The 25,890-nt window shown below is 43.1% G+C and carries 33 protein-coding genes and 1 pseudogene; 30 read left to right on the top strand and 4 right to left on the bottom strand.

Annotation, left to right across the window (positions count from 1 at the left end; genetic code table 11):
- Window positions 1-7: 7 nt before the first annotated feature.
- The 19 genes from PMI05_RS07560 to PMI05_RS07475 all read left to right on the top strand — a co-directional run bounded on the left by PMI05_RS07560 (window position 8) and on the right by PMI05_RS07475 (window position 14,129).
- Window positions 8-409, top strand: a complete 402-nt coding sequence (locus PMI05_RS07560) for a phage tail tube protein (RefSeq protein ID WP_007719511.1) — start codon at window positions 8-10, stop codon at window positions 407-409.
- A gap of 33 nt (window positions 410-442) precedes the next feature.
- Window positions 443-871 carry a hypothetical protein gene (locus PMI05_RS07555; protein ID WP_007719508.1) on the top strand — a complete coding sequence of 143 codons (429 nt, stop codon included), beginning with the start codon at window positions 443-445 and terminating at the stop codon, window positions 869-871.
- Window positions 872-1,071: 200 nt separating this feature from the next.
- On the top strand, window positions 1,072-3,411 hold the full coding sequence (locus PMI05_RS07545; protein ID WP_007719505.1) for a phage tail tape measure protein: 2,340 nt from the start codon (window positions 1,072-1,074) through the stop codon (window positions 3,409-3,411).
- Window positions 3,412-3,522: 111 nt separating this feature from the next.
- Complete coding sequence (locus tag PMI05_RS31765; RefSeq protein WP_221629570.1) at window positions 3,523-3,615, top strand: putative holin-like toxin; 93 nt, start codon at window positions 3,523-3,525, stop codon at window positions 3,613-3,615.
- 278 nt (window positions 3,616-3,893) lie between these two features.
- Window positions 3,894-4,454, top strand: a complete 561-nt coding sequence (locus tag PMI05_RS07540; RefSeq protein WP_007719502.1) for a hypothetical protein — start codon at window positions 3,894-3,896, stop codon at window positions 4,452-4,454.
- A 27-nt stretch (window positions 4,455-4,481) separates the two neighbouring features.
- Complete coding sequence (locus tag PMI05_RS07535) at window positions 4,482-5,474, top strand: hypothetical protein (RefSeq protein WP_007719499.1); 993 nt, start codon at window positions 4,482-4,484, stop codon at window positions 5,472-5,474.
- On the top strand, window positions 5,471-5,899 hold the full coding sequence (locus tag PMI05_RS07530) for a DUF2577 domain-containing protein (RefSeq protein WP_007719490.1): 429 nt from the start codon (window positions 5,471-5,473) through the stop codon (window positions 5,897-5,899). The genes PMI05_RS07535 and PMI05_RS07530 overlap by 4 nt, the downstream gene beginning before the upstream one ends.
- Window positions 5,896-6,333, top strand: a complete 438-nt coding sequence (locus PMI05_RS07525; RefSeq protein WP_007719488.1) for a DUF2634 domain-containing protein — start codon at window positions 5,896-5,898, stop codon at window positions 6,331-6,333. Before PMI05_RS07530 ends, PMI05_RS07525 begins: the two co-directional genes overlap by 4 nt.
- Window positions 6,326-7,072 (top strand): baseplate J/gp47 family protein, encoded by a 747-nt coding sequence (locus PMI05_RS07520; protein ID WP_007719486.1) that lies wholly within the window; start codon window positions 6,326-6,328, stop codon window positions 7,070-7,072. Before PMI05_RS07525 ends, PMI05_RS07520 begins: the two co-directional genes overlap by 8 nt.
- Window positions 7,069-7,794 (top strand): hypothetical protein, encoded by a 726-nt coding sequence (locus PMI05_RS07515; protein WP_007719483.1) that lies wholly within the window; start codon window positions 7,069-7,071, stop codon window positions 7,792-7,794. Before PMI05_RS07520 ends, PMI05_RS07515 begins: the two co-directional genes overlap by 4 nt.
- Before the next feature lie 12 nt (window positions 7,795-7,806).
- Window positions 7,807-8,328: a hypothetical protein gene (locus PMI05_RS07510; protein ID WP_007719482.1), complete on the top strand. Its 522-nt coding sequence runs from the start codon at window positions 7,807-7,809 to the stop codon at window positions 8,326-8,328.
- Between the two features lie 12 nt (window positions 8,329-8,340).
- Window positions 8,341-10,413: a DUF4815 domain-containing protein gene (locus tag PMI05_RS07505; protein ID WP_007719478.1), complete on the top strand. Its 2,073-nt coding sequence runs from the start codon at window positions 8,341-8,343 to the stop codon at window positions 10,411-10,413.
- Between the two features lie 2 nt (window positions 10,414-10,415).
- On the top strand, window positions 10,416-11,537 hold the full coding sequence (locus tag PMI05_RS07500) for a hypothetical protein (protein ID WP_007719474.1): 1,122 nt from the start codon (window positions 10,416-10,418) through the stop codon (window positions 11,535-11,537).
- Window positions 11,538-11,551: 14 nt separating this feature from the next.
- Entirely contained in the window at window positions 11,552-12,241 is a 690-nt protein-coding gene (locus PMI05_RS07495; RefSeq protein WP_007719470.1) for a hypothetical protein, read from the top strand.
- A gap of 12 nt (window positions 12,242-12,253) precedes the next feature.
- Window positions 12,254-12,487 carry a hypothetical protein gene (locus tag PMI05_RS07490; RefSeq protein ID WP_007719457.1) on the top strand — a complete coding sequence of 78 codons (234 nt, stop codon included), beginning with the start codon at window positions 12,254-12,256 and terminating at the stop codon, window positions 12,485-12,487.
- A complete protein-coding gene (locus tag PMI05_RS31000) occupies window positions 12,484-12,633 on the top strand; it encodes a hypothetical protein (protein WP_007719455.1) in 150 nt (49 codons plus the stop codon). The genes PMI05_RS07490 and PMI05_RS31000 overlap by 4 nt, the downstream gene beginning before the upstream one ends.
- Before the next feature lie 192 nt (window positions 12,634-12,825).
- Window positions 12,826-13,086 carry a hemolysin XhlA family protein gene (locus PMI05_RS07485; RefSeq protein WP_007719452.1) on the top strand — a complete coding sequence of 87 codons (261 nt, stop codon included), beginning with the start codon at window positions 12,826-12,828 and terminating at the stop codon, window positions 13,084-13,086.
- Window positions 13,087-13,377, top strand: a complete 291-nt coding sequence (locus tag PMI05_RS07480) for a phage holin family protein (RefSeq protein WP_007719449.1) — start codon at window positions 13,087-13,089, stop codon at window positions 13,375-13,377. It abuts the gene before it with no gap.
- Window positions 13,374-14,129, top strand: coding sequence for a DUF1906 domain-containing protein (locus tag PMI05_RS07475; protein WP_007719445.1), 756 nt, complete (start codon window positions 13,374-13,376; stop codon window positions 14,127-14,129). The genes PMI05_RS07480 and PMI05_RS07475 overlap by 4 nt, the downstream gene beginning before the upstream one ends.
- Before the next feature lie 45 nt (window positions 14,130-14,174).
- On the opposite strand, the gene PMI05_RS29600 is transcribed toward PMI05_RS07475, so the two are convergent.
- Entirely contained in the window at window positions 14,175-15,251 is a 1,077-nt protein-coding gene (locus PMI05_RS29600; protein ID WP_007719442.1) for a discoidin domain-containing protein, read from the bottom strand.
- Window positions 15,252-15,553: 302 nt separating this feature from the next.
- Here PMI05_RS29600 and PMI05_RS31615 point away from each other — a divergent pair, with 302 nt between their 5' ends.
- The 4 genes from PMI05_RS31615 (at window position 15,554) to PMI05_RS07445 (ending at window position 18,900) form a co-directional block, all read left to right on the top strand.
- On the top strand, window positions 15,554-15,685 hold the full coding sequence (locus PMI05_RS31615) for a hypothetical protein (protein WP_255344489.1): 132 nt from the start codon (window positions 15,554-15,556) through the stop codon (window positions 15,683-15,685).
- A gap of 273 nt (window positions 15,686-15,958) precedes the next feature.
- Window positions 15,959-16,228 (top strand): YolD-like family protein, encoded by a 270-nt coding sequence (locus PMI05_RS07460; protein ID WP_007719435.1) that lies wholly within the window; start codon window positions 15,959-15,961, stop codon window positions 16,226-16,228.
- A 698-nt stretch (window positions 16,229-16,926) separates the two neighbouring features.
- The gene (locus tag PMI05_RS07450; protein WP_007719432.1) at window positions 16,927-18,267 is read left to right on the top strand and encodes a hypothetical protein; all 1,341 of its coding nucleotides are present in this window, start codon (window positions 16,927-16,929) and stop codon (window positions 18,265-18,267) included.
- A 72-nt stretch (window positions 18,268-18,339) separates the two neighbouring features.
- Window positions 18,340-18,900, top strand: a complete 561-nt coding sequence (locus PMI05_RS07445) for a PsbP-related protein (RefSeq protein ID WP_007719429.1) — start codon at window positions 18,340-18,342, stop codon at window positions 18,898-18,900.
- Between the two features lie 204 nt (window positions 18,901-19,104).
- Here PMI05_RS07445 and PMI05_RS31310 read toward each other — a convergent pair whose 3' ends face one another.
- On the bottom strand, window positions 19,105-19,608 hold the full coding sequence (locus PMI05_RS31310) for a helix-turn-helix transcriptional regulator (RefSeq protein ID WP_007719425.1): 504 nt from the start codon (window positions 19,606-19,608) through the stop codon (window positions 19,105-19,107).
- On the opposite strand from PMI05_RS31310, the gene PMI05_RS29595 reads away from it, so the two are divergent.
- Window positions 19,539-20,054 (top strand): ATP-binding protein, encoded by a 516-nt coding sequence (locus tag PMI05_RS29595; RefSeq protein WP_238543266.1) that lies wholly within the window; start codon window positions 19,539-19,541, stop codon window positions 20,052-20,054. The genes PMI05_RS31310 and PMI05_RS29595 overlap by 70 nt on opposite strands.
- Before the next feature lie 566 nt (window positions 20,055-20,620).
- Here PMI05_RS29595 and PMI05_RS31305 read toward each other — a convergent pair.
- Window positions 20,621-20,773, bottom strand: a pseudogene (locus PMI05_RS31305) (CPCC family cysteine-rich protein); the annotation flags it as partial.
- Between the two features lie 567 nt (window positions 20,774-21,340).
- Window positions 21,341-21,649 (bottom strand): protease inhibitor I42 family protein, encoded by a 309-nt coding sequence (locus PMI05_RS07415; protein WP_007719408.1) that lies wholly within the window; start codon window positions 21,647-21,649, stop codon window positions 21,341-21,343.
- Between the two features lie 488 nt (window positions 21,650-22,137).
- Between PMI05_RS07415 and PMI05_RS07410 the strand changes: the two genes are divergently transcribed.
- The 6 genes from PMI05_RS07410 to PMI05_RS07385 all read left to right on the top strand — a co-directional run bounded on the left by PMI05_RS07410 (window position 22,138) and on the right by PMI05_RS07385 (window position 25,881).
- On the top strand, window positions 22,138-22,860 hold the full coding sequence (locus tag PMI05_RS07410; protein ID WP_007719405.1) for an EAL domain-containing protein: 723 nt from the start codon (window positions 22,138-22,140) through the stop codon (window positions 22,858-22,860).
- Window positions 22,861-22,889: 29 nt separating this feature from the next.
- Window positions 22,890-23,246, top strand: coding sequence for a hypothetical protein (locus PMI05_RS07405; protein WP_007719401.1), 357 nt, complete (start codon window positions 22,890-22,892; stop codon window positions 23,244-23,246).
- Window positions 23,243-24,055, top strand: coding sequence for a CBS domain-containing protein (locus PMI05_RS07400; protein ID WP_007719398.1), 813 nt, complete (start codon window positions 23,243-23,245; stop codon window positions 24,053-24,055). Before PMI05_RS07405 ends, PMI05_RS07400 begins: the two co-directional genes overlap by 4 nt.
- 123 nt (window positions 24,056-24,178) lie before the next feature.
- A complete protein-coding gene (locus tag PMI05_RS07395) occupies window positions 24,179-24,493 on the top strand; it encodes a YbjQ family protein (RefSeq protein WP_007719395.1) in 315 nt (104 codons plus the stop codon).
- 71 nt (window positions 24,494-24,564) lie between these two features.
- Complete coding sequence (locus tag PMI05_RS07390; RefSeq protein WP_007719392.1) at window positions 24,565-24,903, top strand: SCP2 sterol-binding domain-containing protein; 339 nt, start codon at window positions 24,565-24,567, stop codon at window positions 24,901-24,903.
- An 84-nt stretch (window positions 24,904-24,987) separates the two neighbouring features.
- Window positions 24,988-25,881: a helix-turn-helix domain-containing protein gene (locus PMI05_RS07385; protein WP_007719390.1), complete on the top strand. Its 894-nt coding sequence runs from the start codon at window positions 24,988-24,990 to the stop codon at window positions 25,879-25,881.
- Window positions 25,882-25,890: the final 9 nt, after the last annotated feature.

Raw genomic sequence — 25,890 nt, 5'->3', positions numbered from 1 at the left:
ATACAGCATGAAAGAAACGTATTCCGGTACTCATGGGCATTTTTATGACCAGAATGGAAGGGAACTTCCCGAGTGCATTGGCTTCGAGCTCTCTGAGGAATTTGAGAAGGGAGAAAGTAAGAGGGCTGGGAAGCTTCGAAAAAGACATCGTGTGTTGGCATCTTCTGTTAGCATGACAGCTACGTTTGAACGTACATCGGATATCCAGCAACTCATCATGGAAATTGCAGCAAACCCTGAAAAGAAAGTGAATTTCATTGGGGAACTCGACGACAAAATTGCTGGTAAGTATCGCGTCGCTGTGACTGGTTTTTGCCCCGATTCACTGTCATTAGCAAAATGGAGCCACGGTGAACTAGATGAAGATACATCCCTCGAAGGTACAGTTGACGACTACGAGTTTATTTAAAAATATCAGGGCTATTCCAAGGAGGAACATCAAATGAGTCAGTTTTTGACGATGGAAGATTTTTTAAGCATGAATACGGAAGAAGTCGTAAAGGACGTATGGGATTGGAAAAAGAAAGGCGTCAAGTTGCCGATCCGATCGGTTTCCGGTGAAGTGTATTTCAAAGCAAGAAAGGCAGCGTTGAAGGTCTCTGTATCCGGTAAGAAGAGTAAAGCAGAACGGAAAGTGGAGTTTGATGACTTGCGTTTGAAAGCGGAGATCATCATTGCAGGTATCGACACGGATCGTACAGATTTTCGCATCGATTCTCAACAAGTACTTGCGAAGTTCGGTAAGATTGCTGCTGTGGATGTAGTCCCTTGCATCTTCAGCCCGAATGAAATTGATGCACTTCATGAGGCTATCTCTAAGATCAGCGATTTCACGGATGATGAGGAGGCTGAGGAAGAGGTAAAAAACTAATAAAAGAGAGTCCTGAGTTGGCTCTCTTTTCTTATATCTGGCAAGAGAAAGAAAGGTTACCGTCAGAAATTCTATGCCTTCCAGAACGCGAAAAACAGTTCGTCTTGGTTTCCACAGCGATGGAAATGGAGCGTAAAGCAGAGCAGGCAAAAAAACTAGAACGGCCAAAGGGTCGGCGGGTAAAGGGGAGGAGATAACCAATGGCAGCGACAACAACTCTTGCTTTTGAAGACAAGATAAGTCGGCAACTCACTTCTCTCCTACGTATGCTCGGCAAAACCTTAGATGCTTTCGATGATGTGGAAGATGCTGCAAGCGATGTGGAAGATGCGATTGAAAACATGGATGACGGCGCGATTAGGGAAATGGAAAGTGCCTTGGATGATGCTTACCAGCAAGCAACAAGACTATCTCGGGAACTTGCTGGTGTAGATCAAGAAGCCAGTGCCGTTGATGGTAAAGGGGCTTCGAGGCTGGAAAGAGCTCTCCGCGAAGCTGCAAAAGCTGGTGATGAAGCAGCAGCATCACTTGAGCATGTAGATGCCGTTGCAGGACATCTTGAGGAAATTGGCGGGCTGGCAACGGCGGGAGGTGCGGTCGTTACAGCAGGATTGTCTACGGCTGCTATCGCTGCACATGACATGGATCAAGCTCTTGGTATTCTTCAGGCGAATGTAGGTGCTACTGACGCTGAGATGTCAAGCCTGTCAGAAAGCGCCAAAGGGGTATTCTCATCAGGTTTGGTAGAAACGCCATTGGAAGCTGCTGAATCGTACGGAAGGCTTCGCCAACTTTTAGAGGGTACAGACGAGCAGATTGGGAAAGTGGCTGAAGGTGCTCTCGCACTTGAAAAGGCTTCTTTCGGTAATCTGGATCAAGCAAGCATTGCAAAAGCTTTGGATGTGATGCAAGGGCAATGGGCTACTGACCCAATTAAAGGATTGGACATGATTACAGCTGCTTACCAACGAGTGGGTGACAAGGCAGATGATTTGCTCGATACAATCTGGGAATACTCACCACAATTCGCGGAGGCAGGTATCAGTGCTGAAAAAATGATGGGGATGTTCGTTGCAGGAGCTGAAAAGGCATTTAATTTTGACAAGTTGGGAGATGCGTTCAAAGAGTCGTTCGGCATTCGATTGAACAAAGCGCTGGATGAGAAAGCCTTAGGCGCTCTTGAAGGTATTTTCGGTGAGGATAAACTGTTCAAAATGCTCGATCAGATCAAAGCCGGTGGAAAAGAAGCAGAAAATGCGATCATGACGATCACCGCAGGGATTGCTTCTATCAAGGATCAGAAGCTACAAGATGACGTCTTAGGAAACGTCTTTGGAACTCAGTATGAAGATGTTGGACGGGATGCTTTAATGGCCATGCTTAATGCTGGTCCACTTGAGGATTTCGCTGGCAAAACAACCGAAATTGTCGGTCAGGTATCGAATGAATGGCAAGCTATGGCAAATGAAATGCAGTTAGCTTTTGATCCTGTAGGTGACTCCGTATTAGAAGCGGCTAAACCAATTGTTGGTCTTCTTGCAAAAATTGCAAAGGGGATTGGGACATTTACAAAAGAGCATCCATTTATTACGAAGGTAGCTGTTTCGTTTTTGATGGTAATTGCTGCACTAGCGTTATTAGTAGGTCCATTGATCTTCCTGGCTGGCATATGGATGCCAGTATCAGCTGGTTTTGCAACAATGACTGGGGCAATGGCTGGGTTTGGAATCGCATCAATAAGTGCGTTGTGGCCTATTCTTCTAGTAATAGCAGCAGTGATAGCATTAATTGCCGTTGGCTGGTGGCTCTATGAAAATTGGGATATGGTCAGTGCTTATCTAGTAGCAGGCTGGGAATGGATTAAATCCGTGGGGATCGCAGCTTGGGAAGGACTCTCTGCCTACTTTGGTATGGTCATTGATTTTTGGAAAGGGTTGTTCACTGCCTTTATCCAGTTCCTCACAGGTGACTGGTCAGGGGCATGGGAGACAATTAAGGAAACTTTTTTCAACGCCTTTACTACGATCGACGGCTGGTTTGATGGGTGGATAAGTGGCTTGTTTGATAGCGGCAAAAAAATCATACTGACAATCGTTGACGGGATCTTATCTGTTAAGGACGAAGTAGCAAATGCTATTGCCAGTGCATTAGAATGGGCCGATCAATTCCTACCGCATTCGGATGCTGAGCTTGGCCCTTTTTCTCGCTTAACAGATAGTGGGATGGCAATTCCTGAGACTATGGCAATCGGTGTTGAAGCCTCAGGTGATTCATTAGCTGCAGCGCTGGATAGCACTTTTAGTCAGGTTCCAAGTTATACACCTTCTATAGCAAGTGGAACTCAGGCACAGTATACAAGTCCAAGTGAGCAGCCAACTTCTTTTTATATTGACTTCCGTCCCACTATTCAATTGACTGTGCAATCAACAATAGAGAATTCTGAGGAAGAATTAGAGAGCTTATGTGAGAAGATGGCCGATTTGCTTGCAGAAAAAATAGGACACGTATTAGCCGGTACAGGTTCTATCGTGCTTGAATAAGAGGAAATATATTCTCATACGGCAGCTTCCACATGTTATAATCTTCCATATACTACAGAATCGGCTCCTCAAGGGTGGTCGGCTCATCTCCCATGTCGGAAACGGGGGGAGGTGACGCCTGTGACAGTGTTCCAAGCATTGACGTTGATGATTTCATTCGCAATGCTCGTGGTAGCGATCCTGTCTTTCCCCAAAAAGAAATAGACCTCCCTTGGGTCCAAATCCGGAGAGGTCTATCTCTAGTGAATCCTTGAGCCGCCCCCATATAGGGAACGTCTGTTGTATAGGCCGTAGGTGCTGGAACACCTGCGGTCATTTTTAGTGTAATCCAGTTATATAACTTATATTACTGGATTTTTTCCATTACAGCAATTGTCAATCAAAATTGGGCGTTTCCACTTAAATAGCCTACGAGATTTATAAAGTAGAAGCACACTCAAACGGGTGTGCTTTTTATGTTGAGAGGAGAGATATAGAAACAAGTGAAATACAAGCACCTTGAGTTCTGGCTAACCTGGAACAATAACGTTGAAAAGCTTCGTCTTCCTGTCATTCCACCAAAAATAGCAGTAAAGATTGGGCATAGCTACATCGATATTGAACTGGTTGCCATTGGGGAATCGACTATCATCGGGGAGTCAACCTTGGAAGAGTATTCTTTTTCTACGTTTTGGCCTGAGACATATGATCCGGGGGTGTGTGAATACGATGGTTTTCCGTCTCCAGAAGAATTTGTGGAGACTTTGAAACGGTGGAAAAATTCGGGTTACCCGATTCGCTTTACAGTAACAGGAAGTGAACAAGATATTATCAATGTTCCAGTGACCATACGGGATTTTAGCTACGAATGGGACGGGTTTGACATAGATTTCAAGTTGGCATTGAAAGAGTATCGGTTCGTGACCATGGAGAGTACTGAGGTGAGTATTCCTTTCCAAACAACAGGTAAAGGGAAGCGACCGGATACACGAAAAGCAAAGGTGTCAGCCACCAAGAAAAAAGAAGAAAAAAAATCATTGGTTGATAAGTATCATTCACGATGAAATCTTGGGCGGAAAGGCGGGAGACTGATGCTGCCAAAATATCATTACGAGGTTCGATTCCAAAAGCCGGGTAAGCAAGCGCTTCGCCTTCCCTTCTCAGAAGCAACATGGTCCGGAAGTCGTCAGGAAGCAAAGCGTACTCTGGCTGTTAAAACCAACAATGGTCGGGATCGATTTTGGCCTGATGTGAATGTAGAAGAAGGCGACTTGATAGAGTTGATTTCCTTTATGTCTGGCACTCCACGCTCACTTTTCACAGGTATGGTTGTTGACTTAGGAAGGACAGCAAAAGGAGATATCAACGCAGTAGCATATGATTTCGGCTTTTATTTACTCAATAACGATGTAGCTGTGGTTTCAACAGGTGAAGCTGCCGATCAGCTTCTAAAGCGCATTTTCGGGCAGCATGGCATTCCCGTTGGGGGCATTGGAGCAATGCCTGCCGTGGAAAAACAAGTCATTCGCGGAAAGAGTGTATGGGATGCGGTTGTAGACGTCCTCAATCAAGTGTATCGATCATCTGGTGTTCGTTACTGGTGTTGGATTGAACTGGGAAAGGTGTACGTCGGTACACAGCGCGGACAATCCATCCAATGGAAGATGCAGCAGGGAAGTAACTTGTTGAATGCGGAGCGTAAGCGATCAATTGCAAACATGCGAACAGTCATTAGAGTCGTCGGGAGCGACAGTGAATACGTTTCTATTCTTCATGATGAAGTTGACTCTACTAATGCTAATCGGTACGGACATCTAGTTAAGGTGATAGAAATACAAGATGAAGATCGGGGAAGCAAAATTGCGTTGGCAAAACAAGAATTGCAAAATCTAAGTCGAGTCAAGGAACAGGCTTCGGTCACATCCTTGGGAATTGATGACGTCATCGCCGGGACAAAAATAGAAGTCTACGAGGAAATTACGAAACTGCAAGGGGTGTTTACTGTTTTCGGAGACAGTCATACCATCCGTCCTGGCTACCATGAAATGAAACTCGATCTGCAAATGGAGGTGAATGGAAGGTGAATGGCTATCAAAAGCTTGCCCAAGTTCTTTCAGCCAATCAAACAAAAGGAGCTGGCGGGGCAAATCCACCCCCAAAGGATATACGAATAGAGTTGGCAACTGTCATTAAGCCTCCACCAGATTTGAAAATCTTGATAGATGGTATGACAGAACCAATCGGGAAGGAGTTTATTACTGTCTTAGAACATTTGACGAGACATACACGAATTGTCACGATTACCCATCAAGAAAAAGAAGAGCGTGATCTGGGTGACATGAAAAAGGAAGATTTTTTAGACACGGATGACTTGGCTGCACCGTTTACCTCGTTCAAACATAACTATTTGTTACTGCAATTTGAGGACGTTTTGAAGTTAAACGATAAAGTACACGTGTTATCTGTGGACTCTGCCTATTACATCCTAGATAGGGTGAGACGCCCATGAGTATTTTTCCGGTTTTCCCAGTGACAGATGATAGCCCAGCACAGGAACTACGTCCCATTAAAAATATTCTCAGAACGTATAAGTTTGATTTCGAAACAGGGCAGTTTCCCGTGCGACCTGACGGCAAGTCAATCATAATTGATGGAGAAGAGGCACTACTCCAAAAAGCTACAAAAGCATTACGAACTGATCGCTATATGTTTTCTATTTATTCCTCAGATTATGGGAATGAACTGAAAGAGCTGATTAGGAGTGATGGAACGAGAGCGTGGAAGCAGGCAGAGGCTAAGCGGTTGATTCGGGAAGCTTTAGAATATCTGCATGGGATAGAACGTTGCGAAAGTTTCATTTTTGAGTGGGTAAGTAACACCTTGAAAATATCCTTTTTGATGCTTACTGAGGAAGGGGTCTTGGAGATGAGTATCAATGTCTGAAACTGATCTAAGTTTTCTGGAAAGCTCAACCTTTCAGCAAATTTTATATGAAATGCTACTCACCGTACCAGAGGATTTTGATAGAAGTGAAGGTTCAATTATTTACGATGCACTTGCGCCAATTGCACTAGCCTTATTCAGACATCATAAAGAACGCGGCAAGATCATTGAACAAGCTTTTGCTGTAACTGCGACGAGGAAGTACCTAGAGCTTATGGCAATAGATTACGGGTTAGCACTGGATAAAAACGAGCCTACGGAGGATTTACGCAACCGAATATTGCGCCATAAACGGAATCCTGAGCGCGGTGGAGCGTTACCCGACTATGAGCGCTGGGCTAGATCAATACCAGGGGTAAACTATGCGTCAGCACTAAACTTGATAAGAGGGATCGGCACCGTAGACATAGTTGTTGGTGGCACAATCCCTGATTTACTCGAGAAGGTTCAAGAGATAATTGACCGCCGCAAGCCGCCAGGTCTGGATGTAATTGTTCGACTTGTTAGTAAACAAGTAGTGAAAATTGAGGTTGCTGTTAGGGGATTAGACAAAGAAAAAGCACGACAAGCAATACTTGCTTATACCAGTTCGATTGGGGTTGGAGGTACCTTATTTCTTGCACAGATATTTGCAGCGTTGGTCGGAGCTGGGGCAACAGATGCTGAAATCCTTTTGCCGACGTCCAGTATTACACTAAGGCCAGATGCACAAATCGATCCGGTGGTGACGATCAAATGAACGAAGATCAGGATAATGTACTGATGGCGGAGCTATCTAGTGACTATAAAAAAAGTCGGCATATGCGTGCGATTATGAGTGCGGCTTCCGGCTATTTGCCAGTAGATAGCGACATGTGGAAAGCGTTTTTTCTTCATCTCATGCACAAGGAATCATTAGAACTTTGGAGGCGTGAACTAGACGCTGCCGATGATGAGGACCTGCTTGCAAAACTGAGAGCTGCTAACGGCAGGTTGACGGTTGAATCTATTCTTGCACAAGGATTTGGGCTGCAAGAATCATATCGACTGATGCCAGAAGACGGGCTAGTTGCTTCCGAATCTGGATACATGGCTGACGGCTGGGAATACGCGCCATTAACCTCCGTCATCTATACAACGCCGGAAACGCTTGGAATCGCACAGGGCATCGTCAAGTTAATGGGACTTGCTGGCTTTCGATACTTGTTTTCAATTGCGTTATCTCACAAGATCGAGTATGAACGAGGATCAGCAGGTGTAGGTGTGGACAGATATGGAGACATACTTACGGTTGACCATTGGGACGATGAACTGAGCGGAAAGGAAAAAGATACAGCTCTTTCGGTAACGCAGCATTCATTGCAAAACATAAAACATAAACGCAAGAGTTGGTGGTCACCTAACGTATTGTTTACGGATGATTTAACATTTGCTGACGAAGTATTTTATGTTCAGCAATCGAAGGTTACAAAAACGATATAGGGGGTGTATGAATTGCCTTCAAAAACAAGTGATGTAAAAGGTATGAAAACATATCAGACAGTTCATCTGGCCAAGGACAAGAATGTTTTTATTGCCGTTGGGAAAACATCTCCGTGGAATACTGAAAACCCAGAAAAGGTTCCAGATGTCTCTTATGGCCAGACGATTACAGAGATTGTGGCGTTAAAGCGAGCTGACCAAGTAAGGTTTGTCACGCCAGATGATACAAATGGAACGATCGAACAGCAAGGTCATAAGTGGCGTATCATTGATGAGGACGAAGCGCGGTTAGCCGATTGCAGATGGGTATATGTGCAAGCTTGGCTAAGATTCGATGAGTTTCCCATATGCACATACCGACAAACGGGTGTATATGCGGGTACGATATTGGCAGATGGATTACCAATTAATAAACAGGTAGTCAAACCGGATGAAGTGAAGGATATGGGTTTCCTGTTAGCTGTGACGAATCAGTCGCCACTTCAAAGGGAAGCCACACATCGTGAGAGCATTGAATATATTTTGGAACTGTAAAGGAGGGTAACGATGGGAAGGGAAGTATACAACCGATTTGATCCTACGAATAGATGGAAATCTGTTGATTTCGTCGGCGGTCGCCGTGTTCAAACTGCTGAGCTAAACGAAATACAGGCGATGTCTCTCTATCGCGATAAACAAATAGGGGACGTTATTTTCGGATCAGGACACATTTTAGAGGGCGGGCAGTTATTGATTAACAAGGAAAAGACAATCGTCATCCTATCAGCAGCACGGGTATATCTAGGAGGAATCATCCACGATGTACCAGAAACAACACTGACGATAAGGGGAACGGGAGAGGAAAGTATTGGGTTGCGGGTCAATTCACAAACAATTACATACGAAGACGACCCAACCCTGTATGATCCAGCGGTTGGGTTTTCTAATTTTGGCATGCCTGGCGCTCGGCGAACAGTTTTGAATGCCATATGGGTAGTTGATGATCCTGAAGCGACTCATATGTATCGGCTGGTAAACGGCGAGTTGATTACATCCAAGCTACCACCCGAATTAGAAGGTTTCACGCCCATTCTCGCAAGACGTTCGTATGATACGAATGGTTCATTTCTTGTCTCAGGCATGGATGGTTATATCGAGCCGAGGGATGCTGCAAACATAACACTCGTAATCGACGCCGGCAGAGCCTATGTTCTTGGGTACCAAATTGATAAGTTAGTTCCCTTACGAATTTCCATACCCAAGGCATTAGATAGTCGTGTGGTAGTTAACGAAACGAAGACATATCTGTCTAATATATTCTTTTACCCTCTAAATTCAAAGCCTGTAAAAGCTTTACAGACAGTAACAGCTACAGTTGAGAAGACAGAGACAATTACCCGTGGAAATGTGGCAGGAACCTCAGACCTTTTACCAAAGACGCCTGTTGTCGATATTGTTTCAATTCAGGCTGGTGGCACAACTTATATCAAAGGTACAGACTTCCAACTCTCAGGCGATGCCGTAGATTGGTCTTTGGCAGGTGCAGAACCTGCAGGGGGGATATCTTATACAGTCACGTATCGCTATACAAAACTAATGGTAATTGGCACAGACCTGATATTGGAGAACAACGGAGTAAGGTGGCTAAGTGGTGATAGGCCAGTGCCGAATTCAACTTTCCAGACGACTTATGAGTTTTATCTAGGACGGAAAGATGTCTACTATCTCACTTATCAAGGTGAAGTTCATATCATCCACGGTCAATCGGACATGAATCCTTACCCGCCGTCATCTCCACCGGATGTATTGGAATTGGGCGAATTGTATCTCCCACCGAACAGTGATGCTGTGGTCGTAACCAATCGCAAGCCAAAACGTTTGACGATGCTCGAGCTGCGCTCACTCCTGGATCGTTTGGAACGAGCAGAGTACAACCAAGCGGTGGCAGACCTCGACCGGCAGGCGCAAAACTCTGATCCGTCACTAGTGAAAAAGGGTGTTTTCACAGACAACTTCACCAATTTTGAACGCTCCGACGTTACCCATCCTGACTTTAATGCAATGATTAACCCTCGTGAGAAGACGGTGCAATTGCCAGTTGAGAATAGTTTTATTGAAATGCAAGTGAATCAAGCTGCTTCTACTGTTCAGTTTCATGAGCGTTTGATTACGTTGCCTTACACCGAAGAGGTGCTGATCGATCAGCCTTTTGCAACCGAGACAATGAACGTGAATCCATACCAAGTATTCGGGAATCTGGCCACAATTCGGTTGACCCCTTCTCATGATACCTGGGTGGAGACGTCTACAGTTACACAATCCGTTTGGGGATGGTGGTCGGATTGGAGGTCAACGGGAACGACCCGGACAGAAACAAAGGTCATATTAGATGAACAAGTTCCATTCATACGGCAACGGGAGGTAACAGTAGTAGGTGAAGGCTTTGAACCGAACAGTGATAATATCAAAGCTACATTTGACGGACTGCCCGTTGAACTTACGCCCTTGAACGGATCGTTTTCAGGTACACAACCAAACACAATCAAGGCAAACGCCCAAGGACGCTTTACCTGCAAGTTTACAATTCCAGCTGGTGTCCGCACAGGAACCCGCGAGGTCTATTTCTGGAATGAGGTGTAATGATGGCTACGAAACAAAATGAAGCGAAAGCGTCTTATACAGCGATTGGTCGGAAGCAAGTGGTGGAGCAGACGTTCTGGCAGATTCCATCATGGAGGTTAACTGACCCACTTGCTCAGACTTTTATGCTCACGGAAGAACGGTTTGTCACTTCAGTTGAGCTTTACTTCGGAACAAAAGACCCGGTAGCGGACTTAACGGTACAGCTCCGTACAGTAGTAAACGGCTATCCGTCCATGACAATCTTATCCTCTGTGGCAATCAACCCGTCCCAAGTGAATATTTCAAACGACGGCAGCAAAGCAACAAGGGTAAAGTTCCCGGAACCCGTGCTGATCCAAGCCAACACTGAGTATGCAATCGTACTTCTAACTCCTTCAAGTCAGTATAGAGCGTATGTAGCCCGAATGAGTGAGAAGGACCTGATTTCTAAGAAAGTCGTTTCACGCCAGCCGTACGACGTTGGTGTCCTGTTTTCGAGCTCAAACGGGTCGGCATGGACAGCACACCAGGACTCCGACTTGAAGTTTAAGCTTTACGGAGCCAAATTTACGAATGATGCAAAACTCCAATTTAATCCTGTTTCTGCCAATCAAGTCACTCAACTTGTCCTTTCTGCAAGCCAACTTATACCTCGAAATGCTGCTTTGTTATGGCAGTATTCCATAGATGAGCGAAATTGGTATGCATTAGATGATCTGGATGTGACATGGTTAACACAGCCGACAAACAAAGTGCATGTCCGGGCTCTATTTAAGACAACTGGGTCGTCACCAGTCGTTCAGTCAAGTGTGAGTCTTATCCCGATGGCGTATAAAAAGAATGGTATCTATCTGAGTCGGGAAATTTCAGCAACAGCGCCGTTTACGAAAGTCACTGTATATGTAGAGTTGAGCACACCAAGTGGTACATCACAATCTGTTGAATATTCCATCGATGGTGGTAAATCGTGGGCAACTATGGGATCAGCAACCGAACAAACACCAATCGATGAAGAGTTTACCCGATTGAAGTTCGAGCGGACGGTAGCTACTTCTACAAAGCTACGTATCAGGATTAAACAAAGTACAACGGTAGCAACATTGACGCCGAAGTCGCGGGCTCTAATGGTGCATACCTCATAAGGAAGGTGATTCAGATGTCAGTAATAAATGCACGTATATCGACGGACCCGAATCTCCCAGATAGCTTGTCATCGGGAGCTGCTAAAATTAATAGTAGCTTTGATGCGATAGATTCTGCTTTTGATAGCATTAATACAGGGTTGAACAAACATCGTTTCGCGGATACATTAGACCACCCAGACGGCTCTGTAACAAAAGAGAAGCTGTCGCCTGAGGTAATTGCACTTATAGAAGGATCGGCCGACATAGTAAAAATCGCTGATGTCCAAATGTCAGGTCAAACGACTATTGCGAACATCCCACAAACGTACCGTCATCTGAAGGCTTATATCGTTGCGCGGAGTGTGGCCAACGAACTTGATTCGTATTTTACTATCAGATTTAATGGCGTTATATCCCGTGATTATTGGGCATATAACACGTCGAACGCTCAAAATTCGTTTGTTTTTGCGAGGATCCCGGCTGCCAACGCAGATGCGGGGTTTTACTCCATAGAAGAATTACTCGTATTTGATTACGCAAATACAAACATAGCAAAGAGTGTCCAAGTGTCTCAGATTTCGAAACTTCAAAAGGCTGTATCCGGTAGCTCATCCTTTTCTGGAGGTACCTTCGATAAGACTGATGCTGTCACGTCCATTACCTTTTCTACAAGTGGTGGATTTACTGCGGATTCGCGAGTTGTACTATATGGTATTAGGTAGGAGGAAGTCTGCATGAAAAAGGTCACATTCGACTGCGTTACTGGTGAAACAGTAGAAGTTGACATGACACAAGAAGAGATTGCCGAGCTGGACCAAATAACCAACAGGCCGCCAACTCTTACACAGGAAGAACTACTATTGTTGGCTCTAACGGATACACAATTGAGGCTTGCCGAACAACAAGCACTCACCGATCAGTTGGCCCTTGCCATATCCCAAATTCAAATAGGGGGTGCTCAAGCATGAGTTTCAATCACTATATATGGAAATACCTTTTTGACCGGAAGCTTCGGCCTGCTTCGGATATAGAAGCGGCCTATCAAAAAGGCATCCTCACACGAGAGGAACGGGATGCGATTTTAGGGGCTGCGGAAGGTGGCAAACAAGTTTAATAAGAACAACTATTTCGGAGGAAAGAATTGTACCTAATTAGCTATGATAAATTAGTAGACCACAACACCAAGTAAGCTGATTTCCAACAATCAGTAAACTATTAATTAACTTTTTATATGGAAAAGACGAAAGCACTCATCGTATGGGTGCTATTTTTATTGCCCCAAGGGGGTGAGGAGGACGAGGAGCATATGCCTGATATTGAAATGGGCCGAGTATTAAGTGATATTCGCGAACGAATGGTTCGGGTAGAAACAAAAATTGACACGATGAATGATGTCCGTGCTACTGCAGAAGAGGCCAAAGAGACAGCGAATGAAGCATTGCAATATGGGAAATCCGCGCACCATCGGCTGAACGAAGTTTCTGATAATCAAAAATGGCTCTGGCGAACTGTGGTAGGCGCGGTAATCGTCGGAGCCATTGCACTTATGTGGAAGGGGATGAACTAATTGAAAGAAACGGATCTGCTAGAATTGGCAAATCAATATTTATTGGAGGACGTGCTAGTTGTTGTGATTGCACTTCTGGTCATTGGAGTGATGCTAAAGAAAACGCCGCGAATAGCTGATTGGCTGATTCCCTGGTTACTGACCGTGAGTGGCGTTGGACTAGCCTGGGGAGTGATGGGAGCCATAAGCGTTCAAGCAACAATTCAGGGCATTCTTGCAGCCGGGATCGCAACGCTGGGGCATCAGTTGTGGAAGCAGACTTTCGATAAGAGAAAGGAAGATGCAAAATGAAGATAAAAGGAATTGATTGTGCAGTACCTTTGACAGCTGAAAAAGCGAGAGCAATGGCGGCGGCGGGCATGAAATTTGTCTGCCGCTATCTTGTTCCTGTCAGCATGGAGTGGAAACGATTGACGCGGGTAGAAGCCGAAGCTATCACAGCGGCAGGGATGCAAGTTGTTTCTGTCTTCCAACGTGGTAATAACGATGCTGCTGGTGGAGCAGCCAACGGTACAAGGGACGGCAAAGCAGCTCTCCAGGAAGCCAAGCTTATTAGACAGCCAGAGGGTACAGCTATTTACTTTGCAGTTGACTATGACGCGCAGCCAAAGGATTACGCAGCGATGGAAGCGTATCTAAGAGCAGCCGCCAAGGAACTCCCGGGTTATTCGGTGGGTGTGTATGGCTCTTATGCAGTTGTTGAAGAAATGGCGAAGCGAGGAGCCTGCAAACATTTCTGGCAGACATACGCTTGGAGTAGGGGAAAGCTCTCTAAAGCGGCTAACATCTATCAGTACCAAAATGGACAGGAGCTTGCGGGGCACACAGTAGACTACAATGATGCTCTCGGCGGAGAGGGTTGGTGGAATACTAAGCTACCCGCTGTGGAAAAAACTGTGAACAAGTTTGACACAGAATCGGCAGAGGAAGTAATCGCGATTCTCGGCTCGGTCTGGATGGCCAGCGACAACGATCCAGGAGTGAGGGAAGCAGCTCACTACGCCGCGAACGCTTTACGTGATGCTGTAGGCATCCCGAAATAATGACTAAGCCCTCCTTCGGAATTCACAATCCGGGGAGGGCTACTTTTATTTACTATATTGTTTCACTTCAAAGGACAGAATGTGTTTCTGAGAAATATACTCCTGACGGCTGGTAAACGGCCCGATGTTGTATTCCTTGGTGAATACAAAAGCTTCACTTTGCTTGCCTTCATACCAGCTCACGAAATCGTTCACGATGTTGATGGATAGGTCATATTCCCGAGTGCTACCGTCTGTTAAAGAGATGACTAACAATGCACGGTTGCCGGTTGGTGTGGTCGTATCTGTTGGTGTAAGAGCCACTTCATTTGAATTTCCACTTTCCCCATCATCATTAATCGCTGTCACTACATAGTAGTAGGTAGTTCCGTTTGTAACATCAGTGTCGGTGTAGGTAGTGCCTGTGACATTAGATGCGATTGTAGTGTACGGGCCACCAGGTGTTGTTGAGCGCTTCAAGATGTAGCCTGTTGCTCCAGTTACAGCGTCCCAAGATAGAGTGTTCTTAGCGTTGCCTGCTGTTCCTGATAGGACAGGTTCATCAATGGGAGTAGTAGAAGATTTTTCAAACAATTCTAGTTCATTCAGACCAATTGTTTTCCCAGTTGGATCAAAATAGCTGTTTAAGATATTAAGTCTGTAATATCTATACGAAGTATCATTATTGAACTCATAGGATTGTGTTGTCACTACGTTTGGGTAAGTATCATTGGAAAGTAATGTCCATGTAGTTTTATCATTGGAACCATAAAATTTCCAATCTTTTACTGAGCTACCTTTACTTGAGGATGAGATGTGATACCCTTTAATATTGATTTTTTGCACTTTTTTAGTATTACCAGCTCCGAAATCAACAATAACAAAATGACCTTCCGCATCTGATGGTAGTAGATAAGTGTACCAACTTGCAAAAGAATCAGTATTATCGTCAAATACTTTCCAGCCAGCGTATGGAGCAAAGTAATTGTCTTCTTCAATAACAATAGGAGGGGCAGATGTATTACTAGTTAATTTCGGAACTAAATCATCAGAATATTGATCTTCAGCAAAAGCAAGATTCTGTCCAGTAAGGAGTAGGGCAAAAGCAAAAACAAAAGTTAGAAACTTAGTAATTAAATTCATAAAACCCTCCAAAAATATAATAAGAGTAAGTACATAGGCCCATATACTAATCGCTACTATAACGGAGGGAAAAGGAAAACACAAAACAAAAAATACATAATATAGAATATATTAGTAATATTTAACAAAAGATTGTGAAATGCTTGTAAAGTTTACAGATGATTAATAAAAACCTCATGCTGCCCATTTTATTGAGAAATGTTTTGGTTGTTCCATGTTCCGCATATTCTTGTTTTTGGGGGATAGGTGTGTTGTCTGATATCGAACGATAGGTCCTACGGGTGATCGGAAACTACTCAGCTATGAAACCGAATCCTCCGAGCATTGATGTGATATGCGTAAAGACCGGACGAAGCCATGAAGACGTGATGACGGTGCTTGAAGCGTTGGCGCGTGAAGAGAACATCGAGTGGCGGCGGACATTCCAACGGTAGATAAATTGAAACAGCTATTGAGCTATTGCTCCACTAAAAAGTGGGGCTTTTCTTTTTTTATTATCCAGCATAGAATAAGAACAAATGTTCGCAAAAGGGTGATTAACGTGGAGACACTCAAAATCGTGGTTGAAGGTCAATACCAAGCTGTTCCGGTTTTAACCCCCAAGCATCTCAAAGCTATAAGCAAAATCCACACAGGAGTGAGTCCTAGATGCGCTCCTGACATACTTCGGGATCTGGTCGAGGCTGGATTGGTGGAGGAAACTGCAAATGACCTTATTGTATGAACATCACTATGAGCATGTGGTGGCTCCGTTGCTACCGATTGATGCAGATTTGATGGCTGAATTGTATTTCATCATTTACGATTCCGTACGCAAAGACTATGCGGTCAACGTCAGTTGGCACGAGAACTGTATCCGTAGAGAATGGGGAGTAGTCAAGGATATCGACCAAATTGAGAACAAAATCAAGCTTGTTCGGGTCGATGGGATCTGGTGGGTACCAATCGAGAAATTACTGCAGGTAGAGCGGGTGTAGCGACAATGATACAACCTGACCAATGGCGAGAGATACTACACGAAACGATCCTATACGGCATGCTTTTTAAGGCGCTAGCTCTGGATGCAGAAAGCCTTAATCAGGATCAGCTCAAAATGTCATACCGCCCCATGCTCGATACCGTATCGATGTGGGCTGAGCGAAAACACCACGAATATCGGAGCCAGTTTGGGAGGATGGGTGGGAAAATTCATATCCAAAGGACAACTGATGGTTTTCTATACTCTGTAGTTGTGACTGTCCGTGGCCGACAAGAAGAATGCCTCTATAACGTGTCGCATTTAAAAGCTGAATGCCAAGTTCGCCTTAACAATTATCTATACAACGCCAAGCAACGAGCGAACGGGCGTGCATAGTATGTACCAATTGATTAAAGTAGCAAACAACCCGCCAAGAGATAAATCCGAGCGGGTTATTTTTCGTGCTTTATTTACAATATTCCATCACTTCAAATGATTGCTCACATACTTTATTTGTCACAGAGTTTTCGTAAATTATAGCTTCGTTAGAAATGTTTTGTCGAATGATGCAGGTGAGTATTTATCATATGAAATCCATTAGAATCGAAAACGTTTTGTCGAATTAAGTGAAATAATGTCGAAACATTAAACTTTATCAAGATATAAGATTGATAGTAATATATTGAAGCTAAATTGTAAGTATTTGGAGGAGTATTTATGGGATTATCTCGTAGCGAACGTAATGAAGACAGAAGAGATGCAAGATTAGCACGTCGCGAAGCTTTAGAGGTCAAAGCTGCAGCAGCAGCAAAAAAAGTATCCAAAACTGCTAGTAGTACCCAACAAAGTAATACCAACGCATCGAAGACATCCGTACAAAAAGCTAGTGTAGATAAAGTTGACATTAGTCAAGCCGCAAGAAATTTAGCAGATGCGGTGCCTAAACAAGCTCTAGCATCAAATAACACAGGAGTAATGCATGGCCCACCGATTCCTCCGAAGACTAGTAGTACCAAAACATCAAATAACACGGGAGCAATGCATGGTCCACCAATTCCACCGAAGACTAGTAGTACCAAAACATCAAATAACACAGGAGTAATGCATGGCCCACCGATTCCACCGAAGACTAGTAGTACCAAAACATCGAATAACACAGGAGTAATGCATGGCCCACCGATTCCACCTAAAACTGGAAAGACGTGGGGGGAGGCAGGCAGTGAAGCTGCAATTAGCGCTACAGCTGGAACAGTGGTAACTACCTCAGTTGAAACTGGTGGACAAGCCTTATTAGGTAATTCGTCCCTTCCAGGACCAATATCGAAAATTATTGGACTAGGGGTATCAACTGCCGATGTTTATTACGATGCCGCAGCTAATCTCTCTAAAGGTGATACCAAGTTTGAGAGTAATAAATCAATTTCGCAATCTATTACAGAGGCTGCTACAGGAGCTATAATATCTGAACTAGGTTCATCGGCATTGGTGAATGCAATTGCAGTAACACCAGCTTATATGCAACTAACACCACAGAAAGATAAAACTACGGCAATAATGGCTGGATTAACTACAGGTTATGTAATTTCGCTTGCAGATTCAAAGATTGGGGTATCACCAGGATTAGCCGAGTATGTTGAGAAAGAGAAAGGCCGAGTTAAAGAGTCGGGTAAAAAAATTAATGAGTATATAAATCAGGGTAATAAAAAAACGTACAATGACTTTTCATATAAAGAAAAACAAGCAATTGATAAATATATGAATAATGTGGCGTTTCAAAATGAGCGCATACTAAAAGCAAAAGTAGATTGGGAAGCCGCTAATCGTAAAGGTGACACGGCTGGAGTGAACAGAGCAAAAACAGTGGCCAAAGATGCACGAGAAAAAGGTGGTATGTTAAGTAGAGAGACAACTATAGATCGCATTAAAGAATTGAATGATAAAATACTAAAAGAAAAAAATAATTATAGAGAGGCAGAAAAAAACAAGGACAAAAAGGCTCAAGACGCAGCTCGTGAACGAGCTAACGCATATAGAACCCAAGGTGGTACTATAAGATAAAATGAATAACAACATTGCACCTTCGATTTGAAAAAAGTTTTAGACCAAGATATGACTAACTGGAGGAATAATATGAGAGTACCACGTCATCTGAGAATCTTAATACAAATCATTTTTGTGGTGACTTTGATGTCAGGCTGTTCCCAAACTAACAAACTAGATGAGACGACTGAATTCATGAAATACGAAGATAAAATTAATAAATTCACTATTTCATATCCAAAAGACTGGACTGTTGATACAACGCAAAAAAATGTAAATGTTCTGTTTAATTCGCCAAAGGAGAGTGAACAAGACGTTTATACAGAGAATATAACTGTAAAGGCGTTTGCATTGCCAGAGGAAGCTATATCTCCTATGGAAAACTATAAAGATGGAATGATTGAGACTATTAAGAAGCAGACACCTGGTATTGAGGTTCTTAATACTTCCAACATAACAATAAATGAGCTTCCAGCTCTTCAGATCCTTTTAAGAGAAAAGCGAGATAATGTAGATTTATCGCATCAAATGACTGTTGTATTTAAAGGCAATATGGGGTATGTACTAGGATTTACCTGCTTAGATGGAGAGCTTGACAAATATTCCTCAACAACGGATAAAATAATAAATTCTTTTAACATCATCAATTGAAATATTTTTAATCTATCAGGTAGTAAAAATATGTTTCTCCAAAATTTTTATGGGTATTTTCTTTAGACCCTTCGAGATATGTTAAGTAAAGTCGTCGGTAATGATATCATTTGAGAACCTCACCCTGTCATAAAAAGGGTAGCGAGCTGCTTTCTTTCATCAAACAAAAGAGCCCTTCGGATAAGAGAAGGGCTCTTTGGTTTTTTATTCCTTCATTAATAGATCTAAAATAGGAGCGATTTTATTTAAGTAATTATCGGGTGGAATCTTGCGATCATGTTCCCAATCGAACAGTGTACGTTCATGTACCTCTAAAAGCTTAGCGAATTCCCTCTTTGTATACCCATGAAATAAACGTGCTTTTATTATGCGTTCCCCTAAAGTTGATTCAGGCAGTATCTCAAAACAACCGAGAAAAGAAACTGAGACACCAAGCACTTTGGAAAGTCGTCTTAGGCTAGGAGGAGAAACTTTCAATTTATTTGCTTCTGCTAGTCCAATTGTTCTTGTACACAATCCTGTGGCAGCGGCAAGATCGACCAAGTACATCTGTTTTGCAGTACGTGCTGCTCTAAGACGGCCACCAGGACTATCATCTTTCATGTCCATAAAAGGGGAGAAGGGTGTTTCTTTTTTTAATGATATTCCAAGGGTGTTATCTTCAACCTTGCCCTTGTGGATTCTTCGGTACTCGAGAGAAGCAAACATGCTCGTGCTCTCCCCAGCAAATCTACAAATACCGCTCAAAGCTCTCAGGTCCCTTGCTAGATCGCATCGATCTGCACATCGAGGTGCCGAGAGTACCCGTTCAACTTCTTCACAACAGAAAAGCAGAGGAGTCCTCAAAAGACATTCAACGTCGAGTAGAACAAGCGAGAGCTGTCCAATGCGAAAGATACCACTATCGTCCAGGATGTCCTTTTAACAGTGTGATGAATGGAGAAGAGCTGCGCCAATTCGCACAGCTGGATAAGGAAGGACAAGAGATGTTACAGCTTGCCTTCGAGACATTAGGTTTGAGTGCAAGAGCCTACGATAGGATTGTGAAAGTGGCGAGAACGATTGCAGATTTAGATGGGGCTTCTCGTGTTGATGCTGCACATGTAGCGGAAGCAATTCGCTACAGAGCATTGGATCGAGGGCTACTATTTTAAGAGTCCTTAATATATAAAAAAACCGTTAAATTTTGACGTCTCAGTGCTAATACATCAAAGAAATGGACTTTACCCTCCTTGCTATGGTGAAAAGAAAGAACATAGATGCCTTGAGGAAGAAACCATCATTTTCATTAATATTAGGCGTATACATGTAAATTTTAACCTCATTCAGACTCACTAGTTTCATCAAACAAAGTCTTATCCTCAGCAGTAAATTCTAATCGCAAATGAATACGGTACAAGATTTCAATTACTTCAGCAAATCCAAGCAAGAATATAGAAGGAATGATGGAATAAAACACACTGGTTAGAAAATGAAGAAAATTATCATTAAGATCGTCGACCCAAATATATAACCCGACGATAAAACCAACTATAGTAATAACAGACGCCAGAATCCGAATCCATCGAGCGTATTTATTTGTATAGCGTTTGAACAATACTCTCAACCCCAAGTATCCAATTTTGTGGAAAGTAGAAATCCTCAACATTTTGGTTAAGAAAACAGAGTAGGGCAGTAGTTATTACTCGAATCAACACATTTAGTCTCAAGTAAGTGGCATTCACTTTTTATCTTTTTCGTCATCGTATGTAGGCTTTCTAACAAGTGGTTTGCCATGATCGTCGCAAGCCCCAAAACGAATAAAGGTTCCTTGTACCTCTTGGAGGGATACTTTGTTTGCGCCTCTATCTGAATCTGGGTCCATAAATTGAAGGAGATCACCCTCTCAGAAGCAAAATGAACAGACATCAAATTCTCCATCATGGTAGAGCCATTTCAACAGTGAATCAACTATCTTGCCATAATGAGCAATCCATAAGAAAAAAAGATCCATACGATCAATAATGATCCAAAAACCGCATGTCGCCTATAATCCTTGTTGTTGACAATTTTCTTCATAATAAATGTAAAGTTAACAAAGAACAAAATAGCCAGAATAGGATTAAGGTACAATGCAGATAAAGCAATAAATCCCATATTATTCACCTCATCCAAATTATACCATATCCTTCTGGATGATTATCAATATGCGCAGATTGAATCAGTATGCTGATCATGCTCCTTCTGTGTCCGCGACTCCTCAACTAATGTTGCTTCGATGCACAGTTTGCTTTACTGCATGGTTACGTCTGCATAGTTGTCAACGCTTGTCCAAATGTCAAATAGTTAAATTGGCGAGGAAAATCGTTTAGTCTGCATGCGCCTGTAAATGAACACAGCACATACAGACTAACGACTTCACTACCAAGTAAGTAACAGTAAGTATTTTTTAAACATAACCCTATACAACCGTAACAACATAAAACACAAATTCCCCACAATCCCCACTATCCCAAGGCCGACAATACTTCAAAGAAATCGACGTCATTCCTCGCCGCAAAGCCTGAAAGGACATCACCTGATGCCCCTCTTGCCCAATACGAGCTGGCGATGGTGGAGGAACAAAATGATTCGCATGCAACGATAAAAAGCGAGCATCCACTGGATTAGACAAGTCCCACTGGTAGCCGGTTGAGGGATTTGCCACTAGCGTAATCGTGAACAAGTGGCCCTCCTGCACTTGTAGTGTATACGTTGAGGTCTTGACCACTGGCTTCCTCCTTTTGGATGAAGTCGATACCCATTTTCCATACCGTATGAAAAAAGCTTGATAGCTGGTAACGACGAAACAAGCAGTAAAAAATTTATTTTCATTTATTTCATGTGATTCAGTGCGTTTACAAGTTGTGGAATTACTTGATACATCTATCATTTTGCGAAAATATAACGATAGAAAATAGTTATTATACGTACAATGTTCCTAATTAATTTGAAACAATTAGTATGATCTGGAAAGGAATATGCAAGATGCTGGCGAATATGTAGGGACAAAGACATATATTGTCGAAGTGTCTGTTGTAATTTGTAATCTTTATTACCTAGTTGTTGTTATGACCGGAATTATCCAGAGAGAGTAGAATTTCTTTTGCTCGTGCATGTAGGTACATTTCCCAGCACTTCCATGGCGCAGAATATCTCGCGCATGGAAGAAGCTTTTTCTTTGTGTTCATACTTGCTAGGAAAGGGAAAGGAAAATTGATGGAGAGCATTGCAGAATTATTTAAGAAAAAAGAGTACTACCACGCATTTCAGCCCATATGTCAGCTTCCTGAGAAAAGTAGGATAGGGTATGAAGTATTACTTCGCAGTAAAGCGGGGATCCATCCAGAGGCATTGTTTTCTTTGGCGAAGGAAAACAAAATGCTGCCAGAACTCGACGCTCATTCCCTGCATTATGCGCTCTTGACTTTTTTTCATTCGTCGATTGAACACAAAAACGAGCTTTTATTTGTGAATATTTTTCCTTCTACCATAATAGAAGACACATTTCCTGGCTTCATTCAAACGATCGCTCGTTCCTTCCATCCCTTTTTAACCCAAATCGTTTTGGAGATCAACGAATCGATTATGGAAGGAGAATGCTGGAGCGAACCCATTTTTACACGACGCATAGCTGAATTGAAAAAGTTGGGATTCCTAATTGCGTTGGATGATGTCGGAGATGGCGCAAACATATTCAGTAAAATTGAAGATATCTCGCCCGATTACATCAAGATTGATCGCTTTTTTTCGCAAGAGCTCTCGAGTTCATTAGAAAAGCAAAAGACTGTAAAATTATTTGTCGATTTTTGCAAAGATGCACCTCAACTCATTCTCGAAGGAGTTGAAGAAGAAGAGGATTTTGCTTGTGCTTCTTTATTGGGCGTTGCAATCGGCCAGGGATACTTGTTTGGTAAACCAGGCAGTTTGCCGGACGAATAAGAGGGCAATGCAGAATTGGAGGAATTTTTATGGCTAGTGATAACAACGTATATTCGCGGAAGGCAACGCTTTCCTTAAAAATATCCGAGTTTGAAGTCCCTCCGATGCAAGATCTGTTGATCATCGGACGGAAAGCACCAATTGGTCCTGAGGCAGCAAGGAGAATGGCGGATGCCCTTTCACCAGAGCAGTTTACTTTACTGAAAATGAATCATCCAAAGATTGAGGCGGTTTTGTTAAGAAATACCCTTTTGCAAATGATTGATGAAAAATTGTTGATGAAAATCATTCTGGAAGAGGCAGAGCGTATGATTAGCGACTCTATGGTTCTACGATCTGAGTTGAAAATAGCATTGTCTGTTCAACGAGAGGTGGATCTCTTATGAACATCTCCGACATCATGACGACGACGATTTGTACCATCACCTCTGACAAAAGTGTCTCTTATGCGGCGGAGCGAATGAACGAATCTCAAGTTGATTCGTTAGTTGTCATGGATCACGGAGAGGTACTGGGAATGGTTACGACGAGAGATGTTTTGTCAGCTCATCCAAACCGAATCGTTGCCGATGCCATGAGTAGTCAGCCGTTCTATCTGTCAGCCAATCACAATGTTTGGGAGGCCTATCACGCGCTTCATCAAGAACAAAATGGACTTGCTTTGGTCAAACACGAGGATCAACTGATCGGATTCATCACAAAAGAAATCGTAGAGATGAAAATAGCAGAATATCGAGACCCATTATCGGGTTTGTATCGCGCTCCATACATCCAGTTTATTGGGGAAAATTTTTTAAAGGAGCGAAAACCTTTCCATTTGCTTTTCATCGATTTGAACGACTTTGGCCGAATTAATAAGCTGCATGGTCATCCATTTGGAGATGATGTCATCCGCACCTATTCTTCGGTCCTCTCTTCTTTGGCGGAAGAACAGGGGGATTACTTATGTCGTTATGCAGGGGACGAGTTTGTTTTGATCTCTACGATTTCCGATGAACAGATTCAGGAATACATTACGCTCATTAAACGTCCAACAAACGTTCTGGATATCTTCGTATCTGCAGCTGTTGGTCATGTGAACGGGTACCAAACACCAGACTTCTTCGCCAGATCGTGGCGGGAATTAATCGCTGAAGCAAGTTTAGGCTCCTCAGCTGCCAAATTATCCAAATCACTTACTCCCACGGTGGGATAGGAAAAGCATAGTTTGCCAGCAATGCGCATACACTTTTGGACAGGCTAAGATCATTCTTTGCAACCGATTATTTTATGGTACGTAATACATATTGTGAATAGATCGATATGAGGAGGCAATGACATGATTGTAACTACTACCAGCATGATCCAAGGAAAAGAAGTGGAGCAGTATTTGGATATCGTCAGTGGAGAGGTAATCATGGGTGCAAACGTAGTCCGTGACTTTCTCGCAGGGATTACTGACATCATCGGAGGCAGAAGTGGCTCATATGAGAGCAAGCTCTCAGAAGGTCGTGAACTGGCCTTGCGTGAAATGAAAGAAAAAGCACGGGCATTAGGTGCAAACGCAGTGATTGGGGTTGATCTCGACTTCGAAACATTGCGAGAAGGTATGATGATGGTTATTGCCACAGGCACAGCTGTACGTGTGAAGTAAGCCGGTAAACACCCGGCTTTCTTTTTTTACCTAATGGGGGGCTACTACATAGAATGCAAGGAGAAGTGAGCATGCAAGTACAAAAAACTCTTCAGGATTTATCGGATAGAATAAACGCCCAGCCACAAGGGATCGCTGGATTACATGCGGTGTACCATTTTGTCCTAAGTGGAGAAGAGGTGGGTACCTACGAGGTTGTTTTTGCCGATAATCAAGCGGACTACAAGCTGGGTGTGACAAGGGAAGCAGGCTGCAAGCTGGAGTTGTCTGACAAAGATTTTATTAAGCTCGTAGAGGGACGCTTGAATCCCACCGTTGCTTTTGTAACGGGTAAGCTAAAAATTAGCGGAGAAATGGGACTTTCGTTTAAATTGCAAACAATTTTACATCACTATCAATCAGAAAAATAACGAAAAAACTAGTCAATTCTTAAAAGGTTGCGTTAAAATATGACCAAACAATGACACCTACTCTAACATAAAACGAGGGGAAACATGCGCCATATTTGTTCATTGATTGCGATGGTAAGCCAACTGGAAGAACAATCTGTGCGTTTTGATTTTTATCAAGAAATCAGACGACCCAAGCCAGAACGTCAGTTATTAAAGCATCATGCACAATTACCGCGTCATTATTTCGATTATTTAATTCATTCAGGAGTATTGGAAGTGGAAACAGATGCTCCATATCAGCCGGGGAAGATCATGCCTGCTTCCATCGGTATGAACATACGCTCGCTCGGTGGAAATGTATTGTTTGACATGTGCTTTGCTCCACAAACATATAAATTGTGGCAAAACACAGATGCAAGCATAGAAGACCTTTCTCTGCCTGCTGATATGTTTGAAGAATACGTCTATCGCTTAGGAGCCATCAGTCGCTTTCGCTATTTAGGCCGAATCGATGATCCCGTAACAGCAACAAAACTTGGTGAGAACGACATGATTGAATTCAAACGCGACTTTCTTTATTCGAAGACGGGAATTATTAAGTCTATTGTGGCGTTTGCGAATTCAAATAACGGGAATTTATTTTTAGGGATTACAGATGAGGGGACAGTGTGCGGGATTGATCATGAGATCGAGCAGTATGGAGACCCGGACAAATACATTCTTGCCATTACACAATACATCCAAGATAAGACGTCACCGTTTGTGACCCCATTCCCCAAAATTTCGTTGAAAAAAATAGATGGCAAAACGGTGGTAGCTATCTTTGTAGAAGCCTCATCTGATTTGATTTGTGGTTTGGATAAAAATAATGAAAAGTATGTGGTGATCCGTACGAACAATCGCTCCGTTGTCGTGAAAGATCCGCACCAAATTGGTGAAATTTACGTGAAACGAAAGCTTGGCAGTGAGATCAGCCGTCGATTGGGACTTCTGTAGCGTTATCTT

It is taken from the genome of Brevibacillus sp. BC25, from assembly GCF_000282075.1.
Classification (GTDB): domain Bacteria; phylum Bacillota; class Bacilli; order Brevibacillales; family Brevibacillaceae; genus Brevibacillus.
The sequence above is the reverse complement of the archived record's forward strand: the minus strand, read 5'-3'. Positions and strand labels throughout refer to the sequence as shown.